We start from the raw sequence: 16,857 nt of genomic DNA on the forward strand, positions 1-16,857 counted from the left end.
CTACAAGAAAACCATCGGTTACGGACTGCCGGACTTCGCAGAGGAACTCAACTACGGAGTCGATCTATCAACCATCTGAGGGTGGTACCGAGTAGGTGGGGCAAGAGCACCCCATCAACCATTTAATCCGAATACCCGATGTTTTCCCGGGCGGCCTGAATCTGCTTCTGCGTTGCCATGATGAACCTCCTTTTGGCTTGCATCGTCCTTAACGGTTTGGATTCATCCTGCGACTTTCGGTGCCTGGAAACAGGGGCGCGCGGCGGAATTTGTCATGCTTTTACGTTTTTTCGCCGTCCCGTGGCGGCCACATCAGGTAGCGTTGAGGTTCATCGTAAAAAGGAGAGTACGATGGCTGACAGCACCACCGGACCGGGCCGGTTCATTGGTCCCGTGATCGCCGCGTTGATCTTCCTTGGCGGCGGTGTCGCGTTGTTTTTTTATCCCGCCTCGCCGTGGCTGTGGTTACTAACGCTGGTGGCCCTGGCGTTGCTGGCGCAGGGGCTGCGCGATCTGCTGCAGCACCGCCACACGCTGCTGCGCAACTATCCGTTGCTCGCCCATTTCCGCTGGTTTTTTGAATTTCTGCGACCGTTTCTACGCCAGTACATTGTCGAGAATGACCGCGAGGGCCGGCCCTATAACCGGGACAGGCGCTCGTTGATTTACGAGCGCGCCAAGGACCAGGTGGACGCCAAGCCGTTCGGCAGCGATCTGGACGCCTACGACAACGAATTCCAGGTGGTGACCCATTCCATGGCGCCGCGTCCCAAGCCGGACAGTGACTTCCGGGTACGGGTGGGCGCCGACACCTGCGCGCGCCCCGTCGACGTGTCACTGCTCAACGTTTCCGCGATGAGTTTCGGCTCGCTGAGCGGGCCGGCGGTGGAGGCGCTGAATCTCGGTGCCCGGCGCGGCGGCTTCTACCAGGACACCGGAGAAGGCGGCATCAGCCCCTACCATGTGCGTCACGGCGGCGATCTGGTCTGGGAGATCGGCAGCGGCTACTTCGGCTGCCGGGACCGGGACGGCTATTTTGATCGCGGGCTGTTTCGCGAGCAGGCCAACCGGGATTCGGTGCGCATGATCGAAATCAAACTCAGCCAGGGCGCCAAACCGGGCCACGGCGGTTTACTGCCGGCGGCCAAGATCACTGAGGAAATCGCCCGCACCCGCAAGATTCCGGTGGCGCAGGATTGCCTGTCGCCGGCCTATCACACCGCGTTTTCCACGCCCCGGGAGTTGCTCGAATTCGCGGCCTCCCTGCGCGCGGATTCCGGCGGCAAGCCGGTGGGCATCAAACTGTGCGTGGGCCATCCCTGGGAAGTGTTCGCGCTGTGCAAGGCGATGCTGGATTCCGGCATCCGTCTTGATTTCATCGTGGTCGACGGCGCCGAGGGCGGCACCGGCGCGGCGCCGGAGGAATTCTCCGACCATGTGGGCATGCCGTTGCGCGAAGGGCTGTTGCTGGTGCGCAACGCTCTGGTGGGCACCGGCCTGCGCCCGGACATCCGGCTGGCGGCCAGCGGCAAGGTGTACAGCGCCTACACCATGGCCGCCAACCTGGCGCTGGGCGCCGACTGGTGCAACGCGGCCCGGGCGTTCATGTTGTCGCTGGGCTGTGTGCAGACCAAAAGCTGCCATAACGATCTGTGCCCCACCGGTGTGGCGACGCAGAACCCCAACCGGCAGCGCGGTCTGGTGATCGCCGACAAAGCGCCCCGCGTGGCCAATTTTCAGCGCCACACCCTGGACCATCTGGCGGACCTGGTGGCCGCCGCCGGGCTGGACCATCCCGCTGAGCTGCTGCCGCACCATCTGCTGCACCGGCGCAGCGCCACGGAATTGATCGGCCTGGATAAGATGTATCCGTTTCTGCGTTCCGGTGAGTTGCTTGAGGACCCGGCCGCCACCCCGTACCAGGAATGGTGGAACGCCGCCGACCCGGACAGCTTCAAACCGCGCGGTCTGGTCGGCCCGGGCCACCATCGCAGCGCCCGCATTACACCCGGTTGATCGCCGGGCGGCGCTAGCGGGTGAGAAAATCGGCGAAGGTGAGCACGAACAGGAACATGATCCAGAGCAGGCTCATCACCGCCACCACCTGCACCAGCGCGCTGCTTTGTCGGAGCCGCATGAAGGAGGTGGCGATCACCACCACCATCACGGCGGCCACCGAAAGCCGAATCGGTATCGCCAGCCCGCCAGCGTCGATCAGGGTGCCGGCCATGTTCGCGCCCAGCAAGCCGAGCAACAGAACATAGAGGCCGACAAAGCGGTGACGAACCCGGGTTTCGTTATCGTCGGACATGGCGCCCCCTAACGGCCAAGCAAATAAAGGCTGCAGTACACCAGCACCCAGACGATATCCACGAACGCCCAGTACAGGCCGGCGATGCGCACCTGGCGCGCGACCCGCGCGCCCTCGCGCCAACGGTACGTCAGCACCAGCATGACCAGCAGTACCATCAGGCCGATGATCATATGCAGCGCGTGCAGGCCGGTGATCGCGAAATAGAAGTTATAGAACAACATGGCGTTGTGCGGGTCCGGCCCGGAAAACGCGAACGGCTGATCCAGAAAGGGGACCAGGCCGGCACGGTATTCCATGTAGTACTCGTAGCCCTTCAGGCCCAGGAAGGCTACGCCCAGGGCGATGGTGGCGCTCAGCCACCACAGGGTGAGCCGGCGCCGGTGTTGGTCCGCGGCCTGCTCGGCAAGCGCCACCGCCAGGCCGCTGGTCAGCAGGATCACGCTGTTGAAACCGGCCAGCAGCCAGTGCAGCTCGCGGGCCGCCGCCGAGAAGGTGTCGTAATACTGATGGTAGTACACGGCCAGTGCCAGGAAGGCACCGGAGAACAGCAGCGCCTCGGTGACCAGGAACAGCCACATGCCCAACAGGTCGGCGTCGAATTGCTGCTCCAGCGTCTCGAACTGGTGGGCAACGATCACCGTGGTTTGGTTATTGGGGCGTGTCATAGGCGTACGCCTCGCTGTCGACCCGGGGAACGGTGGCGAAAGTCTCTTTCGGCGGCGGTGAAGCCACCGTCCATTCCAGACCCCGGGCGTCCCAGGGGTTGCCGCCGGCGCGGGCGCCGTAGCGCAACGACCAGAGCAGATACAGCAGCGGCAACAGATAGCCCACCGCCAGCATGCCGGCGCCGGCGGACGAAAACACATTCAACAACTGAAATTCTTCGGCGTAGGCGTGGTAGCGGCGCGGCATGCCGGCCCAGCCGAGAATGAACTGAGGGAAGAACGTCAGGTTGAAGCCGGCGAACACGATGATCGCCGACACCCGCGCCCACATCTCCGGGTACAGGCGCCCGGTAATCTTCGGCCACCAGAAATGCAGCCCCGCCATGTAGGCGGAGACCATGCCGCCCACCATGATGTAGTGGAAATGCGCCACCACGAAGTAGGTGTCGTGCATCTGGATGTCCAGGGCCAGCGTGGCCACGAACACCCCGGTGAGCCCGCCGATCAGAAACAGGCCGATAAAACTGAGCGCGAACAGCATCGGCGCGTCGAAACGGATATGGCCCTTATAGAGCGTGGCCAGCCAGTTGAAGATCTTCAGCGCCGAGGGCACCGATACCAGAAAGCTGAGCAGGGAGAACGCCACCCCGGCGTAGATCGACTGGCCGGAGACGAACATATGGTGCCCCCATACCAGAAAGCCGAACAACGCGATGGCGAGGATGGAAAACGCCATCACCTTGTAACCGAAAATCCGTTTATGGGCGAAGCAGGCGATGACCTCGCTGACCACGCCCATGGCCGGTAGCAGCATGATGTAGACCGCCGGATGGGAGTAGAACCAGAATAAATGCTCGAACAGGATCGGGTCACCCCCAAGCGCCGGATCAAAGATGCCGATGCCGAAGGCCCGTTCCACGCCCAACAACACCAGGGTGATCGACAGCACCGGCGTGGCCAGCACCATGATCAGGCTGGTGGCGTACTGCGCCCACACGAACAGCGGCAGGCGGAACCAGGTGAGCCCCGGCGCGCGCATCTTATGGGTGGTGACGATGAAGTTGATGCCGGTGAGGATCGACGAGAAGCCGACGATGAACACGCCGGTGGCGGCGGCCAGCACCGCGCCGTTGGAAAACATGGTGCTGTAGGGGGTGTAGAAGGTCCAGCCGGTGTCGATGCCGCCGGCGATCACCGCGGTGAGCGTGAAGGCGCCGCCGAGAATAAACACATACCAGCTCATCAGGTTGAGCCGCGGGAACGCCATGTCGCGGGCGCCCAGCATCAATGGCAGCAGGAAGTTGCCCATGGTGGCGGGAATCGAGGGAATCAGGAAAAACCACACCATGACGATGCCGTGCAGGGAAAACATCTGGTTGTAGGCGTCGCTGGAGAGCAGATCCCCGGCCGGGGTGATCAGCTCCAGGCGCACCAGGGTGGCGGCGGCCCCGCCGAGAAAGAAAAACCCGGTGATGCTGATGAAATAGAGCCAGGCGACACGCTTGTGATCCAGCGTCAGCAGCCAGCTTTTCAGTCCGTAACCGGCGTTCAGATAGTTCATGGCGCGTCGGGCTCCTCGGGCGTCAGGGATTGGATATAAGCGGTCAGTTTGAGCAGATCTTCCTCGCTGATCTGATCCTTGAAGGACGGCATGATCGGCTCGTATCCGGCTACCACATGCTTGCTGGGAAAGACGATCGAATCGCGCAGGTACTGGGCGTCGGCGGTGACCGTGCCGCCGCTTTCCAGCGGCACCGGCTTGCCGTACAGGCCGGCCAGATCCGGCGCCCGCACCGAGGACGCCTCGCCGTGGCAGCCGCTGCAGCCGTACTGGCGGAACAGCCGCTCGCCGTCCTGTTGCGGCGTGCCCGGCCGGTCGCGCCGCGCCAGCCAGTCCTGGAATTCCGAGGGCGGCATCACCACCACTTCGCCGACCATGCCGGAATGGGACAGGCCGCAATATTCCGCGCAATAGAGGTCGAAGCGCCCGACCTTGGTGGGGGCGAACTGCAAGCGGGTATAGGTTTGCGGCAGCACGTCCTGCTTGATGCGGAAGGCCGGCACGAAAAAGCTGTGGATCACGTCCTGGGAAGTCATGCGCAGCCGCACGGTCTGGCCCACGGCCACGTGCAGAGTGTTGATCTCGCGGATGCCCTCCGGGTGCTGGAACTTCCACATCCACTGTTTGCCGATCACGTTCACCCGCCGCGCGTCGCCGTCCTCCGGCGTGGGCGGATCGAGAATCTCCACGTAGAGCAGCGCGCCCCAGGCAAAGAAAAACAGGAACGCGGCCAGCACCGGAATCGACCAGCCGATTTCCAGCCAGCGGTTGTGGTACAGCAGCGGCGACCCGCGGCGGCTGGCCGGCGAGCCGCGCCGATAACGGATGCCGAACACCAGCAGCACCGTAAACACCAGCGCCACCACCAGCCCGCAGGCCACCACCATGGCCCAGAACAGGGTGTCCACCTGGCCGGACACGCTGGACGCGGATTCCGGGAACAGCAGCAGCTGCCATCTATCGTCGGCGTCGGCCATGGCTCAATGCCTCCCTTGCCGGTCATTCCCGCGGCGGCGCCGGAGCAGCCGGCCCACCACCAGCGCCAGCACCAGGGCGGTGATCAGGCAGGCGAGATTCAGCAGCCGCAGGATGTCCAGGGTGTAGGTGCCTTTCTCCGGATCGAAGTGAAAACAGCGCAGTGCGATCCGGTCGGTGATCGAGCCCAGCCGGCCTTCGCCGGCGCGGGTCAGCGCCAGTTCCACGTCCCGCCCGGAAAACGTCAGGCCCAGCAGATACGAAGAGAGGCGCCCGTCGCCGTCGAGTACCGCCAGGGCGGCCGGGTGGGCGAACTGCTCGCTGTCCGCGTCGTATTGGTAGCGGTAGCCGATCCGCCGCGCCAGGGTGTCGATGGCCCGGGCGTCGCCGGTCAGCACCCGCCAGTCGCCGGCGTCGCTGTCGCCCTGATGGCTGTCGCGCAAAGTGGCCAGGGCGCGGTCGGCGGCGTCGGCGCCTTCCCGCGGGTCGATGCTCACGGTGATCACCCGGAAGTCCTCGCCGGGCTGGAACTTCACCTCCGAGAGCCGGCTGCCCAGGCGCCGCAGGGACAGATCGCAGAGGTTCGGGCAGTCGTACCAGGCCAGCTGCAGCAGGGCGGGTTTGCCGTCGATCAGATTGCCCAGGGTCACGCTGTCGCCGTGGCGATCCGTGAAGCGCAGATCCAGGGGCACCCGCTCGCCGATGCGCTGATCCACGCCGACCCGGTCCAGGGTTTGCGACGGCGTCGGCGGCTGGGCGGTGACCAGCAGCGGCAGGCCGAGCACGCCGGCGGCCAGTATCAGGCGGCTCATGGGCGCGCCTCCCCGTCGCCATGGCGGCGCGCGTAGAGAGCCATGGCCCGCTCAATCGGGATGTGCACCACCCCGGCCTCCTGGTCCACCCAGCCGTATCGGTGCAGCCCCCGTTCGCTGATTTCGCGCATGCGTTGCAGGTCGTGGCCGGGCTCGGCCTGCAGGTGCGGGGTGCCGGGTTGCTCCAGCGGCAGTTCGAAGAAGCCGGTGGCGCGCGGCCCGGTGTCGCCGCGCAGCGCGAACGCCCAGCCGATCAGGCCCAGCACCACCGCCAGCAGGCACGACACCAGAACCGCCGCCACCAGCGGCAGGCGCGGTGAGACGTCGCGCTGTTCGTAACCGGGGTCGCGCCGTGGTGCGGTCATCGGGTGCCCTCCGCGCGCCGCGAACGATAACGCTGGATCAGCAGCAGGCCCGGGGCGGCGAGGGTGAGCAACGCCACCGGTGAGCGCCAGCCGAGCGGCCAGTGGTGCGGGTAGTACGCGGGCAGCACCAGCCAGGCGAATTCCAGCGCATGCCCCAGCAGCACCAGCGCCGCCAGGACCGCCAGCGGCCGGGCGCGCCGCTTCCAGCCGGCGGGCAGCAGGGCGGCGAACGGCAGCGCCCCGCACAGTGTCATCATCGCCAGCGCCAGCCACTGCCAGCCGCCCTGGCCACGGTGGGCGTACCAGCGGATTTCGTGGGGCAGATCGCCGCTCCAGATGATCAGGTACTGGCTGAAGGCCACGAACACCCAGAACAGGATCGCCGCCAGCCACAGATGCGCCAGATCCCGCCGCGCGCCTTCCAGCGCCGGCCACCGCTCCGCGTCCGGGTAGACGCCCGGCAGCAGGAACGGCAGCGCCAGCGCCATGGACAGCGCCGAGCCCATGAAAATCAGGCCCAGAATGTCCGAGTACCAGGCCGGCTCCAGGCCCATGATCCAGTCGAACGCGAAAAAGGTGGTGGTGAGCGCCCATAGCACCAGCCCGCCGGCGCTGGCCGGCATGGAGCGGCGGTCGCCGCGCCACACCGAGAGCCGCGCGGCCAGGGTCAGCCAGATCACCGCGTACAGGGCGAAGCGGGCATGGAAAAACGGCAGGTTCAGATAGAACGTCTTGTGCCGCACCACCTCGGGCAGGCCGCTCAGGTCGCCGGTCCAGGGGAGCAGTACCCGCGCGCCCAGCAGCAGGGGCACGAACGCCACCAGCATCAGCGGCAGGGTCGCCACCACCGCCTTCAGCGGCGCGCGCACCGGCTCGCCCCACTGGCCGCCGGTGAGATTGTGGGTCATCAGTACCGCCATGGCGCCCAGCGGCAGGGCGATGCCGGTGAGGGCGGCCACCAGCCAGGCGCGCAGGAAGGCGGCGCTGTCCAGCAGCGCCCCCAGGCCGGTGAGCAACAGCCCGGCGACGGCGACGAACACCAGCGCCCGGGTCATGGCGGGTCCTCCCCGGTGTCGGGCAGCGGCCGGTGGTCCCGTGGCACGTCCTCCAGGCGCGCGTTGCGGCTCAACTGCAGGCTGCGAATGTAGGCGATGATCGCCCAGCGCTGGTCCTCGGGCACGCGGCTGGCGTAGGCGTACATGGCGCCGTGGCCGTCGCGAATCACCTGGTAGAAATGCCGGTCCCCGGCCCGGCGCAGGCGTGGCCGGTGCAGGCTGGGCGGCGCCGGGAAGCCGCGCTGCACGATCACCCCCTGGCCGCGCCCGTTGCGGCCGTGGCAGGGCGCGCAGAACACATCGAACTGTTCCCGCCCGTGGGCCAGTGTTTCAGCGTTGATCGGCAGCGGGTTCTCCGTGGCCGCCGGCCGCTGATCCCGCGCCACCGTGCCTTCGGGCACCGGCCGGGCGGCCAGGCCGTCGTTGAAGGCGGCGCCGGTTTCATAGGTTTCCAGGCGCGGCTGGTCGGCCATGTCGGGCTGCTCGCAGCCGCACAGCAGCGCCGGCACCAGCAACCACCAGGACCAGTACTTCATGCCGGCACCTCCTGGATCGACACCGCACCGTTTTGCAGCAGGTGCTCGCGCAGCCGCTCCGCGTCGAACAGCGGGTCCGACGCTTCCAGGCACAGGAAATAGCCGTCCCGCGATGCCGCGTCGAACTCCGCCACGTTGAACAGCGGGTGGTAGGGACGGGGGAAACCGTTCAGCCACAGCATCGACAGCATGGCGCCCAGGGTGGCGCCGACCATGGTCATGGCGAAGGTAACGATGGTATAGGCGGGCCAACTGAGTACCGGCCTGCCGCCCACGTTGAAGGGATAATCCAGCGAGGCGTACACCTGCAGCGCCAGGGCGCCGGCGCCGACCACCACCGCGCACACCAGGGCGATGACCGGCACGCGCCGCTCGCTCAGGCCCAGCGCCTGGTCGAGGCCTTCCACCGGGTGCGGGCTGTAGGCGTCCAGGCGGGTCAGTCCGCGCCGGCGCAAATCACGGCTGGCGGCGAGCAGGCGGTCGGCGTCGGGGAAGCGGGCCAGCAGCCCGTGCAGGCGCTCATCCATGGTCGGCCTCCCGCTGTTTGCGGCGGTGCAGCATCTCCCGCATGTCGTGCATGGAGATCGCCGGCATCAGCTTGATGAACAGCAGCAGCAACACCACGAACACGCCGATCGAGCCGGCGTAGGTGAGCCAGTCCCAGGCGCTGGGCGTTACCGTATCCCAGGCGCTGGGCATGTAGTCCTTGTGGGTGCTGGTGATGACGATCTGAAAGCGTTCCAGCCACATGCCGATCTCGGCGATCACCGCCAGGCACAGCAGCCCCGGCACGCTCTCGCGCAGGCGCCGGAACCACAGGCCCTGGGCCAGCACCACGTTGCACAGGATCATGCCCCAGTAGAAGGGCGCGTAGGGCCCGCTCCAGCGGTCGTAATAGACGCTGCGGTAAAAGTCCTCGCCGGTGTAGAAGGCGGTGAACACTTCCTGCAGGTAGGCGTAGTCCACCACCAGCACGAAGCACAGCATCATGATGCCGAGCCGGTTCAGATGCGCCCGGGTGATCAGATCGCGGAAGCCGAACAGGGCGCGCAGCACGATGGCGATGATCGCCACCGTGGCGAAGCCGGAATAGAGCGCGCCGGCGACGAAGTAGGGCGGAAAGATGGTGAAATGAAACCCGGGCACGATGCTGACCGCCAGGTCCAGTGAAATGGTGCCGGTGACCGACACCACGATGGGCACCGCGATCACCGCCAGCACCCGGTGGGCCTGCTGGTAGCGGTGCCAGTGCCGTGCCGAGTTGCGCCAGCCCAGCGCCAGCACGCCGTAGAACAGCTGCACGGCGCGGTGACGGGCGCGGTCGCGCAGGCTGGCCAGGTCCGGCAGCAGGCTCAGGAACAGAAAGCTGGCGGTGAACAGCAGATAGCTGGCGATGGCGAAGAAGTCCCACACCAGCGGGCTGCGCCACTGCGGCCAGAGATCCATCAGGTTGGGGTAGGGCAGCAGAAAATAGGCGAACTGGGGACGCCCCAGGTGCAGCAGCGGGTAACTGCCGGCCAGCACGATGGCGAACATCGCCATGGCCTCCGCCGAGCGGCTGATGGAGGCGCGCCAGTCCTGGCGGGTCAGCCACAATACCGCCGAGATCAGCGTGCCGGCGTGGGCGATGCCGATCCACCAGATGGTATTGATGATGGGAAAACCCCAGGCCACCGGAATGTTCAGGCCGAAGGCGCCGACCCCCGCGCTGAGCACGTAGACCACGCCGACCAGGAACAGCAGGGACAACAGCGTCGCCAGGCCCAGCGCCAGCCACCAGGCCCTGGGCGGCCGGGTGCCGAGCACCGTGGCGCTCACCCGGTCGGTGAGCGCGCCGGCGCTGAGGCCGGGCGGGGCCAGCTCGTCGCGGCGCCGGTTCATGCCGGCGCCTCCCGCGCCTCGAGCGCCTGGATCGCCGGATTGGGGTTGCGCACGCCGGCCAGATAGGTGGTGCGCGGCCGGGTGTTCAGCTCTTCCAGCATGGCGTAGTTGAGCGGGCTTGCCTTGGCCCGGCTGACGGCGCTGTGGCGGTCGTTGAGATCGCCGAATTCAATCGCCTCGGACGGACACACCTGCTGACAGGCGGTGCGCAACTCGCCGTCTTCCAGGGGGCGGTCTTCGTTGCGGGCGTCGGTTTCGGCCTGATTGATGCGCTGCACGCAGTAGGTGCATTTTTCCATCACGCCGCGGCTGCGCACGGTGACATCCGGGTTGTGGGCGGCGGCCGGCGTGGCCAGCTCGGCGGTGGCTTCGGTGTAGTGGTACCAGTTGAAGCGGCGCACCTTGTACGGGCAGTTCTGCGAACAATAGCGGGTGCCCACGCAGCGGTTGTAGATCATTTCGTTGAGGCCCTCGCTGCTGTGCTGGGTGGCCTCCACCGGGCAGACGTATTCGCAGGGGGCTTTTTCACAGTGCATGCAGGGCACCGGCTGGAAGTGCATGCTGGGATCGTCCAGCGGCCCGGCGTAGTAACGGTCCACGCGGATCCAGTGCATTTCACGGCCGCGCCGCACCTCCTCCGGCCCGACAATGGGAATGTTGTTCTCCGCCTGGCAGGCGGTGATGCAGGCGTTGCAGCCGATGCAGCTGTTCAGATCGATGCTCATGCCCCAGGCGTGGTCCGGGTAGTCCCACTCCGGGTACAGCGAGATCGGTTCTTCCACCCGGTCCGGTTGAGCGAAACCGGGCTCTTCCTGGAAATGCGCCAGGTCGGTTTCGCGCAGCAGATCGCGGCCGGCCATGTTGTGGTGTTGCTGGGTGCTGGCCAGGGCGGCGCGGTCGCCGAGCACCTCCAGAGTCACTCCGCCGGCGGCGAAGGCGCCGTGGTCGGGCATCAGCCGGTAGGCGTTGACCCCCACGCCGTTGCCGACGCGGCCGGCGTCGCGGCGGCCCTGGCCGAGGAACAGGGTGATCGCCCGGGCCGGCTGGCCGGGCTGGATCCACACCGGCGTGTCCAGGCTGCGGCCGGCCAGGGTGAGCCGCACACGCTGGCCCTCGCTCAGGCCTTCGCGTTCCGCCAGCGCCGGTGAGATCAGCGCGGCGCCGTCCCAGGTGAGCTGGGTCAGCGGGCGCGGCAACTCCTGCAGCCAGCCGTTGTTGGCGTAGTGGCCGTCGTGCAGGGCCGGGTCGGCGCGCCACTGCAGCAGCAGGCCGTCCCGGTCGGTGGGCGGCGGTGGCGGCGGCGTATTGCGCAGCGTCGGCAGGGAGGCCGGCAGGGCGGTGCCGTCGATCCAGCCCTGCTGCAGGGCGCTGTGCCAGTGGCGTTCGAAGTCCGCCCCCGGCAGCGCCTGTCGCCAGTGCTCACGGACCAGTTCGCGAGGGTCGGCGCGGTAGCGGCCGGCGAAGGCGGCGAGTACTTGCTGGGCGGTGTAGCCGCCGAACAGCGGCACAATGGTGGGCTGCATCAGGCTGACGGTGCCGTCGAAGGCGCGCGCATCGTCCCAGCTTTCCAGCGGATGGGCGGCGGGCAGATGCCAGAGCGCGGCGCGCCCGGTTTCGTCGCGGTACTGGCCGCAGTGGACGCTGAACGGCACCCGCGCCAGACGCTCTTCGAACGCCAGCCCGGCGGGGGCGTTGTAGACCGGATTGACGTTCAGCATCAGCAGCGCGTCGACCCGGCCCTCGCCCATGGCGCGGCTCAGGTCGGCCAGGTCGCCGTCGGCGGCGGGCGCCACCGGGGCGCTGTATTCCACGCTGGTGCCGGCGGCGCCGAGATGGTGGTTGATGGCGTGCGCCAAAGCGTGCAATGCCGCCGGCTGGGTGTCGCCGGGTATCACTACCGCTTTCGCGCCGGCGCGGCGCAGGTCCTCGGCCAGGGCGTCCAGCCAGGCGGGGTCGACCGGGCTGTTTTCAGCCTGATCCGCCATGCCGGGCACCCCCAGGCGCGCCGCCAGGGCGGCGGCCAGCGCGGGCACCTCGGCGGCGGCCAGCGGCAGCCGGTGGTCGCTGCTGGCGCCGGTGATCGAGGGCGTGCTTTCCACGCTATAGAGACGATTCAGCAGCGCGTCTTCGCGGTCCGGCCGGCGCCGGCCCATGGCGTGGCGTGCGTGCACCAGTTTGGCGGGGCCGCTGCCGAGCATATCCGCGTCCAGGTCCAGGATCACCCGGGCCCGGTCAAGCCGGTAGCGGGCCTCCCGGGGCTCGCCGAACAGCTGCCGGGTGCCCTGGCGGGCGGCGCCGTTGGCGAGCGGCTCGTGGCGGTACCAGCGCGTGGACGGATAGAGGCGTTTCAGCCGTTCTATCAGCGCGTGCTGGCTGGGTGACGTGAGCGAGCCGGTAAGCAGGCACAGCCGGCGCTCGCCGGCGGCCCAGTGGCGGCGTTGCGCCTGCAGCTGCTCGAGGAAGGCGGCGTCGCTGCCGGCGGTGCCTTGGTAGCGTATCGTCTGCGAGCGGTCCGGGTCGTAGAGGCCGAGAATTTCCGCCTGGGCGATGCTGTCGGTGGCGCCCAGGCTGGCGGGGTGCTCCGGGTTGCCTTCCACCTTCACCGGCCGGCCCTGGAACGTCTTCACCAGCACGCCCCGGGCATAGCCGTCCAGGGGCAGGGTGGAGGCGTACCAGCGGGCACGCCCGGGCAGCAGGTCCTCCGGGCGCCGTGTGTAGGGGGCGATCCGTTCCTCCGGCTGGGGCTTGCAGCCGGTCAGGCCGCCCAGGGCCAGGGACGCGGCCATCAGGCCCAGCAGCCCGCGCCGCGACACCCGGCCTTCCCAGAGCGGCGCCAGCCTGGGAAATTCTTCTTCCAGCAGCCGCTGGAAGTCATCGCTGTCGGCCAGCTCTTCGAGGCTGCGCCAGTAGTGGCGGCCGGAGCGGCCGGCCAGTTTACGGCGCAGGGCGGCCATGTCGGTGCCGTGTTCGCGGGCGATTATTGATGACATAGGCTGCAGTCCGTCAAACGCTCGGTGGAGGGCGTGTGGTAACGCGCCATCAGACGCTCACCCAGTTGCTGGCGGTCGACGCCTCGCCGGGCTTCCCAGCCCATCTCGAAGACCGCGTCGGGCGGCCGCAGGCGGGGCGCGGGATTGCGGTGGCAGTCGAGGCAGAACTGCATGAATAGGGTTTTTTTCTGCGTGGTCAGCGGCATTCGGTCGACCCGGCCGTGGCAGGCTTCGCAGGGCACCCCGTTATTGACGTGGGCGCTGTGATCGAAGCGCACGTAGTCGGGCAGGTCGTGGACCCGCCGCCAGCGCAGGGGCTTGTCGTCACGCAGGCTGTCGCGAACCGGCGCGAGCATGTCGGCGTTGGTCCAGAGCTGCGAATGACAGGTCATGCAGATTTCGCTCTCCGGTACCCCCGCGAACGAGGATTGCTCCACGGAGGTATGGCAGTAACGGCAATCCAGACCCAGCTCGCCGACATGATGCTTGTGGCTGAACGGCACCGGCTGAGCCGGCGTTCGGTCAACGCCGCTGTAGTAGGGCGACTGGAAGTAATAGGCGCCCAGCGCCACCATCACCACCACCAGCGCGAACGCCAGAATCAGCGCCATCCAGGCCAGGGCATTGGCCCTGGGCCTGAAAATACGCGGCACGGGTCAGGCCCGGGTCCAGCAACGCAGGTGCCGGCACAGGGTCAGGAAGCGGGCGGCGTCGCCGGCCTTGTCCAGCGGCACCAGCCCTTCCGCGCCGGCGTCGTCCGGGCCCGACAGGCCGAGCAGTGCCACCGCTTCCTCGGTGAAGCCGATGAACTTCTTGTGCGCCAGCGCGTCGCTGACGAAGTCGCGGGCCGGGGGCATCGCCGCCAGTTCGCGGGCGCCCTTTTCCGAGAGCACCAGCGCCACCGCGTCGAACACCACCGAGGGACCGCCGTCGATTTTTTCGTCGGCTTCCAACCAGCTGCCGTCGCTGAGTTTCACGCCGCCCACGGAGGCCGCCACATAGGCCACCTTGGCGCCTTCTTTCTTGGCCGCTTTCTCCAGCGCGGTGAGCAGGGCGGCGTCGGCGCCGTCGCTGACCAGTGCGCCGATCTTGCGGCCGGAGAAGGTTTCCGGCTGGTTAAGCAGAATGCTCAGTGCCGGCGACGCCTTCAGGTCCTGACGGGTGGGCCGCGCGGCGTCGGCGGCGCGCGGCAGCGGACTCAGCCGCAGACCCTTGGCCACGCCCTTGGCCAGGTCTTCGTCGATGTTGCGCAGGTGCGACACCATGCGCGCGCGAATCGCCACGGTGTCCACCTTGCTCAGTTCGAACACCAGGGCGTCGGTGATGTGGTCCTGTTCCACCTCGGTCTGGCTGATAAAGAACTGACGGGCCTGGCTGTAATGGTCGGAAAAGCTTTCCGGGCGCAGGCGCTGCTTGGTGCCCGCTTCCTCGGCCGGGTAGCTGTGGAAACCGCGCTGCGGGTTTTCGCGCGGGCCGCCTTCGGCACCGCCCCAGGAATTGGGCTCGTAGTTGGCGCGGCCTTTGGGGTTCTCCATCGCCATGTGCCCGTCCTGCTGCAGGGTGTGATAGGGGCACTTGGGCGCGTTGATCGGAATATGGGTGAAGTTGGGGCCGCCGAGACGCTTGAGCTGGGTATCCAGGTAGGAAAAGTTGCGGCCTTGCAGCAGCGGATCATTGGTGAAATCAATGCCCGGCACGATGTTCTGCGTACAGAAGGCCACCTGCTCGGTTTCGGCGAAAAAGTTGTCCACGTTGCGGTTCAGTACCAGGCGGCCCACCGGGGTCACCGGCACTTCTTCCTCGGGAATGATCTTGGTGGGGTCGAGCACGTCGAAATCGAATTTTTCAGCGAACTTTTCGTCGAAAATCTGCAGGCCCAGTTCCCACTCCGGGTAGTCGCCGGATTCGATCGCGCCCCACATGTCCCGGCGATGGAAATCCGGATCGGCGCCGTTGATTTTCAGAGCTTCGTTCCAGACCACCGACTGCATGCCCTGTTTGGGCTTCCAGTGGAATTTCACGAAGGTGGACTCGCCCTTGGCGTTGACCATGCGGAAGCTGTGCACGCCGAACCCTTCCATGAAACGCAGCGAACGCGGGATGGTGCGGTCGGACATAATCCACATGACCATGTGCATGCTTTCCGGCGTCAGGGAGATGAAATCCCAGAAATTGTCATGGGCGGTCTGCGCCTGGGGAAAGCCCCGGTCCGGTTCCTGCTTGGCGGCGTGGATCAGGTCCGGGAACTTCATCGCGTCCTGGATGAAGAACACCGGAATGTTGTTGCCGACGATGTCCCAGTTGCCTTCCTCGGTGTACAGCTTTACGGCGAAGCCGCGCACGTCGCGCGCCAGATCCCCGGAGCCCTTATTGCCGGCCACCGTGGAAAAACGCACGAACGCCGGCGTGCGCTGGCCCTTTTTTTGGAACAATCCGGCGCGGGTCAGTTTGTCCAGCGGCGCGTAGTTCTCGAAGTAGCCGTGCGCCGCGAACCCGCGAGCGTGCACGACGCGCTCGGGAATGCGCTCATGATCGAAGTGGAACAGTTTCTCGCGAAAGTGGAAGTCTTCCAGGGCGGCGGGGCCGCGCTCGCCGACGGTGAGGGTGTTCTGGTCGTCGGCCACCGGCACGCCCTGCTTGGTGGTCAGGGTGGGCACTTCGCCCCCGGCGGTCTGGTGGGTTTCTCCGCCATTTCCTTTAACGGTTTTCCGGTCGCTCTTGGCTGCCTTCTTGGCCATGTTGCCTCCTGGGTGGTGTTCAATCCTTTGCTGGCTTCAAGCCTAGGCCCGGGAGTGAAAACTTCACAAGACGCTCACGGCGGCGGCACCCGGTAAAACAGCGGTGTCCGCCGGTCTCTTCATTCCAGGAAACTTGTGAAAGTGAAGGTTCGATACTTTTATGAAATAAGAAAGGCGCTTATGAGGGGAATAACTAAGAAGTTCGTGGCGCTATTGAGGCCTTGGAGCTGGCACTTAAAGATGACCCGGACCAGGAACGTAAAAAACAGGGAAAAACCGTAAAACCTGTGCGCTTTCAGAACCAGGGTGACGGTTTCGCTTTAAATGCGTGTCCACGGATGACTAGGATGTGACAGTGTGATCAACCATCGACGACACAAGGAAGGCATGACTATGCGCAATCGACACCTGTTACTCGCTCTGTTCGCCGGCGCCGTTGCCGGCACCACCCAGGCGGCCACCACCATCACCCTGCACGAAGCCACCGACGAAGGCCCCGGTGACAGTGTCGGCACGGTCACCGTCACCGAGAGCGAATACGGCCTGGTGTTCACGCCGGATCTGAAGGATCTGGACGAGGGCATCCATGGGTTCCACGTTCATCAGAACCCCACCTGCCAGCCCGGCGAGAAGGACGGCGACACGGTGCCGGCCCTGGCCGCCGGCGGCCATTTCGACCCGGACAACAGCGGCCGCCACGGCACCCCCTGGGGCGACGGCCACCTGGGCGACCTGCCGGCGCTGTACGTGGACGATGAGGGCCGCGCCACGCTGCCGGTTCTCGCACCCCGGCTGGAGATGGACGACCTGAAAGGCCGCGCGGTGATGGTGCACGCCGGCGGCGACAACTACAGCGATCAGCCCAAACCCCTGGGCGGCGGCGGACCGCGTATGGCCTGCGGCATGGTCGCCGACTAGTACGCTTTTCACCCTTTTTTCCTACCAGAACCGAAAACACCGGGCTC

At 66.7% G+C, this 16,857-nt stretch carries 15 protein-coding genes; 2 read left to right on the top strand and 13 right to left on the bottom strand.

The features are described from left to right. Positions 1-351 precede the first annotated feature (351 nt). Positions 352-2,016, top strand: a complete 1,665-nt coding sequence (locus ISO4_RS12305) for an FMN-binding glutamate synthase family protein (RefSeq protein WP_194856420.1) — start codon at positions 352-354, stop codon at positions 2,014-2,016. 13 nt (positions 2,017-2,029) lie between these two features. Here ISO4_RS12305 and ISO4_RS12310 read toward each other — a convergent pair whose 3' ends face one another. The 13 genes from ISO4_RS12310 to ISO4_RS12370 are packed head-to-tail and all read right to left on the bottom strand — an operon-like array spanning position 2,030 to position 15,892. Beyond that, a complete protein-coding gene (locus ISO4_RS12310; RefSeq protein ID WP_142948874.1) occupies positions 2,030-2,311 on the bottom strand; it encodes a cytochrome C oxidase subunit IV family protein in 282 nt (93 codons plus the stop codon). An 8-nt stretch (positions 2,312-2,319) separates the two neighbouring features. Beyond that, on the bottom strand, positions 2,320-2,979 hold the full coding sequence (locus tag ISO4_RS12315; RefSeq protein WP_194856421.1) for a cytochrome c oxidase subunit 3: 660 nt from the start codon (positions 2,977-2,979) through the stop codon (positions 2,320-2,322). Next, on the bottom strand, positions 2,963-4,540 hold the full coding sequence (locus ISO4_RS12320) for a cytochrome c oxidase subunit I (protein WP_194856422.1): 1,578 nt from the start codon (positions 4,538-4,540) through the stop codon (positions 2,963-2,965). Before ISO4_RS12320 ends, ISO4_RS12315 begins: the two co-directional genes overlap by 17 nt. Further along, positions 4,537-5,517, bottom strand: a complete 981-nt coding sequence (gene coxB, locus ISO4_RS12325; RefSeq protein ID WP_194856423.1) for a cytochrome c oxidase subunit II — start codon at positions 5,515-5,517, stop codon at positions 4,537-4,539. The genes ISO4_RS12320 and coxB overlap by 4 nt, the downstream gene beginning before the upstream one ends. Before the next feature lie 3 nt (positions 5,518-5,520). Next, on the bottom strand, positions 5,521-6,327 hold the full coding sequence (locus tag ISO4_RS12330; protein WP_194856424.1) for an SCO family protein: 807 nt from the start codon (positions 6,325-6,327) through the stop codon (positions 5,521-5,523). Next, the gene (locus ISO4_RS12335) at positions 6,324-6,692 is read right to left on the bottom strand and encodes a hypothetical protein (protein WP_194856425.1); all 369 of its coding nucleotides are present in this window, start codon (positions 6,690-6,692) and stop codon (positions 6,324-6,326) included. The genes ISO4_RS12330 and ISO4_RS12335 overlap by 4 nt, the downstream gene beginning before the upstream one ends. Beyond that, the gene (locus tag ISO4_RS12340) at positions 6,689-7,747 is read right to left on the bottom strand and encodes a hypothetical protein (protein WP_194856426.1); all 1,059 of its coding nucleotides are present in this window, start codon (positions 7,745-7,747) and stop codon (positions 6,689-6,691) included. Before ISO4_RS12340 ends, ISO4_RS12335 begins: the two co-directional genes overlap by 4 nt. Continuing rightward, positions 7,744-8,283, bottom strand: a complete 540-nt coding sequence (locus tag ISO4_RS12345; protein WP_142948867.1) for a c-type cytochrome — start codon at positions 8,281-8,283, stop codon at positions 7,744-7,746. Before ISO4_RS12345 ends, ISO4_RS12340 begins: the two co-directional genes overlap by 4 nt. Further along, complete coding sequence (locus tag ISO4_RS12350; protein WP_194856427.1) at positions 8,280-8,810, bottom strand: DUF3341 domain-containing protein; 531 nt, start codon at positions 8,808-8,810, stop codon at positions 8,280-8,282. Before ISO4_RS12350 ends, ISO4_RS12345 begins: the two co-directional genes overlap by 4 nt. Next, positions 8,803-10,164 (bottom strand): NrfD/PsrC family molybdoenzyme membrane anchor subunit, encoded by a 1,362-nt coding sequence (gene nrfD, locus ISO4_RS12355; protein ID WP_194856428.1) that lies wholly within the window; start codon positions 10,162-10,164, stop codon positions 8,803-8,805. Before nrfD ends, ISO4_RS12350 begins: the two co-directional genes overlap by 8 nt. Then, complete coding sequence (locus tag ISO4_RS12360) at positions 10,161-13,154, bottom strand: TAT-variant-translocated molybdopterin oxidoreductase (protein WP_194856429.1); 2,994 nt, start codon at positions 13,152-13,154, stop codon at positions 10,161-10,163. The genes nrfD and ISO4_RS12360 overlap by 4 nt, the downstream gene beginning before the upstream one ends. Then, positions 13,142-13,807: a cytochrome c3 family protein gene (locus tag ISO4_RS12365; protein WP_194856430.1), complete on the bottom strand. Its 666-nt coding sequence runs from the start codon at positions 13,805-13,807 to the stop codon at positions 13,142-13,144. The genes ISO4_RS12360 and ISO4_RS12365 overlap by 13 nt, the downstream gene beginning before the upstream one ends. Before the next feature lie 3 nt (positions 13,808-13,810). Beyond that, positions 13,811-15,892 carry a catalase gene (locus ISO4_RS12370; protein ID WP_194856431.1) on the bottom strand — a complete coding sequence of 694 codons (2,082 nt, stop codon included), beginning with the start codon at positions 15,890-15,892 and terminating at the stop codon, positions 13,811-13,813. A 393-nt stretch (positions 15,893-16,285) separates the two neighbouring features. Between ISO4_RS12370 and sodC the strand changes: the two genes are divergently transcribed. After that, a complete protein-coding gene (gene sodC / locus ISO4_RS12375) occupies positions 16,286-16,810 on the top strand; it encodes a superoxide dismutase family protein (RefSeq protein WP_194856432.1) in 525 nt (174 codons plus the stop codon). The last annotated feature ends 47 nt before the right edge of the window (positions 16,811-16,857 follow it).

Source organism: Alloalcanivorax venustensis ISO4 (assembly GCF_015356855.1).
GTDB classification, from domain to species: Bacteria; Pseudomonadota; Gammaproteobacteria; order Pseudomonadales; family Alcanivoracaceae; genus Alloalcanivorax; species Alloalcanivorax venustensis.

Coding starts and splice junctions, on each gene's coding strand:
- ISO4_RS12350 (WP_194856427.1), bottom strand. CDS start 8,810: ATGGATGAGCGCCTGCACGGGCTGCTGGCCCGCTTCCCCGACGCCGAC.
- ISO4_RS12330 (WP_194856424.1), bottom strand. CDS start 6,327: ATGAGCCGCCTGATACTGGCCGCCGGCGTGCTCGGCCTGCCGCTGCTG.
- ISO4_RS12305 (WP_194856420.1), top strand. CDS start 352: ATGGCTGACAGCACCACCGGACCGGGCCGGTTCATTGGTCCCGTGATC.
- coxB (WP_194856423.1), bottom strand. CDS start 5,517: ATGGCCGACGCCGACGATAGATGGCAGCTGCTGCTGTTCCCGGAATCC.
- ISO4_RS12340 (WP_194856426.1), bottom strand. CDS start 7,747: ATGACCCGGGCGCTGGTGTTCGTCGCCGTCGCCGGGCTGTTGCTCACC.
- nrfD (WP_194856428.1), bottom strand. CDS start 10,164: ATGAACCGGCGCCGCGACGAGCTGGCCCCGCCCGGCCTCAGCGCCGGC.
- ISO4_RS12310 (WP_142948874.1), bottom strand. CDS start 2,311: ATGTCCGACGATAACGAAACCCGGGTTCGTCACCGCTTTGTCGGCCTC.
- ISO4_RS12345 (WP_142948867.1), bottom strand. CDS start 8,283: ATGAAGTACTGGTCCTGGTGGTTGCTGGTGCCGGCGCTGCTGTGCGGC.
- ISO4_RS12315 (WP_194856421.1), bottom strand. CDS start 2,979: ATGACACGCCCCAATAACCAAACCACGGTGATCGTTGCCCACCAGTTC.
- ISO4_RS12335 (WP_194856425.1), bottom strand. CDS start 6,692: ATGACCGCACCACGGCGCGACCCCGGTTACGAACAGCGCGACGTCTCA.
- ISO4_RS12360 (WP_194856429.1), bottom strand. CDS start 13,154: ATGTCATCAATAATCGCCCGCGAACACGGCACCGACATGGCCGCCCTG.
- ISO4_RS12370 (WP_194856431.1), bottom strand. CDS start 15,892: ATGGCCAAGAAGGCAGCCAAGAGCGACCGGAAAACCGTTAAAGGAAAT.
- ISO4_RS12320 (WP_194856422.1), bottom strand. CDS start 4,540: ATGAACTATCTGAACGCCGGTTACGGACTGAAAAGCTGGCTGCTGACG.
- sodC (WP_194856432.1), top strand. CDS start 16,286: ATGCGCAATCGACACCTGTTACTCGCTCTGTTCGCCGGCGCCGTTGCC.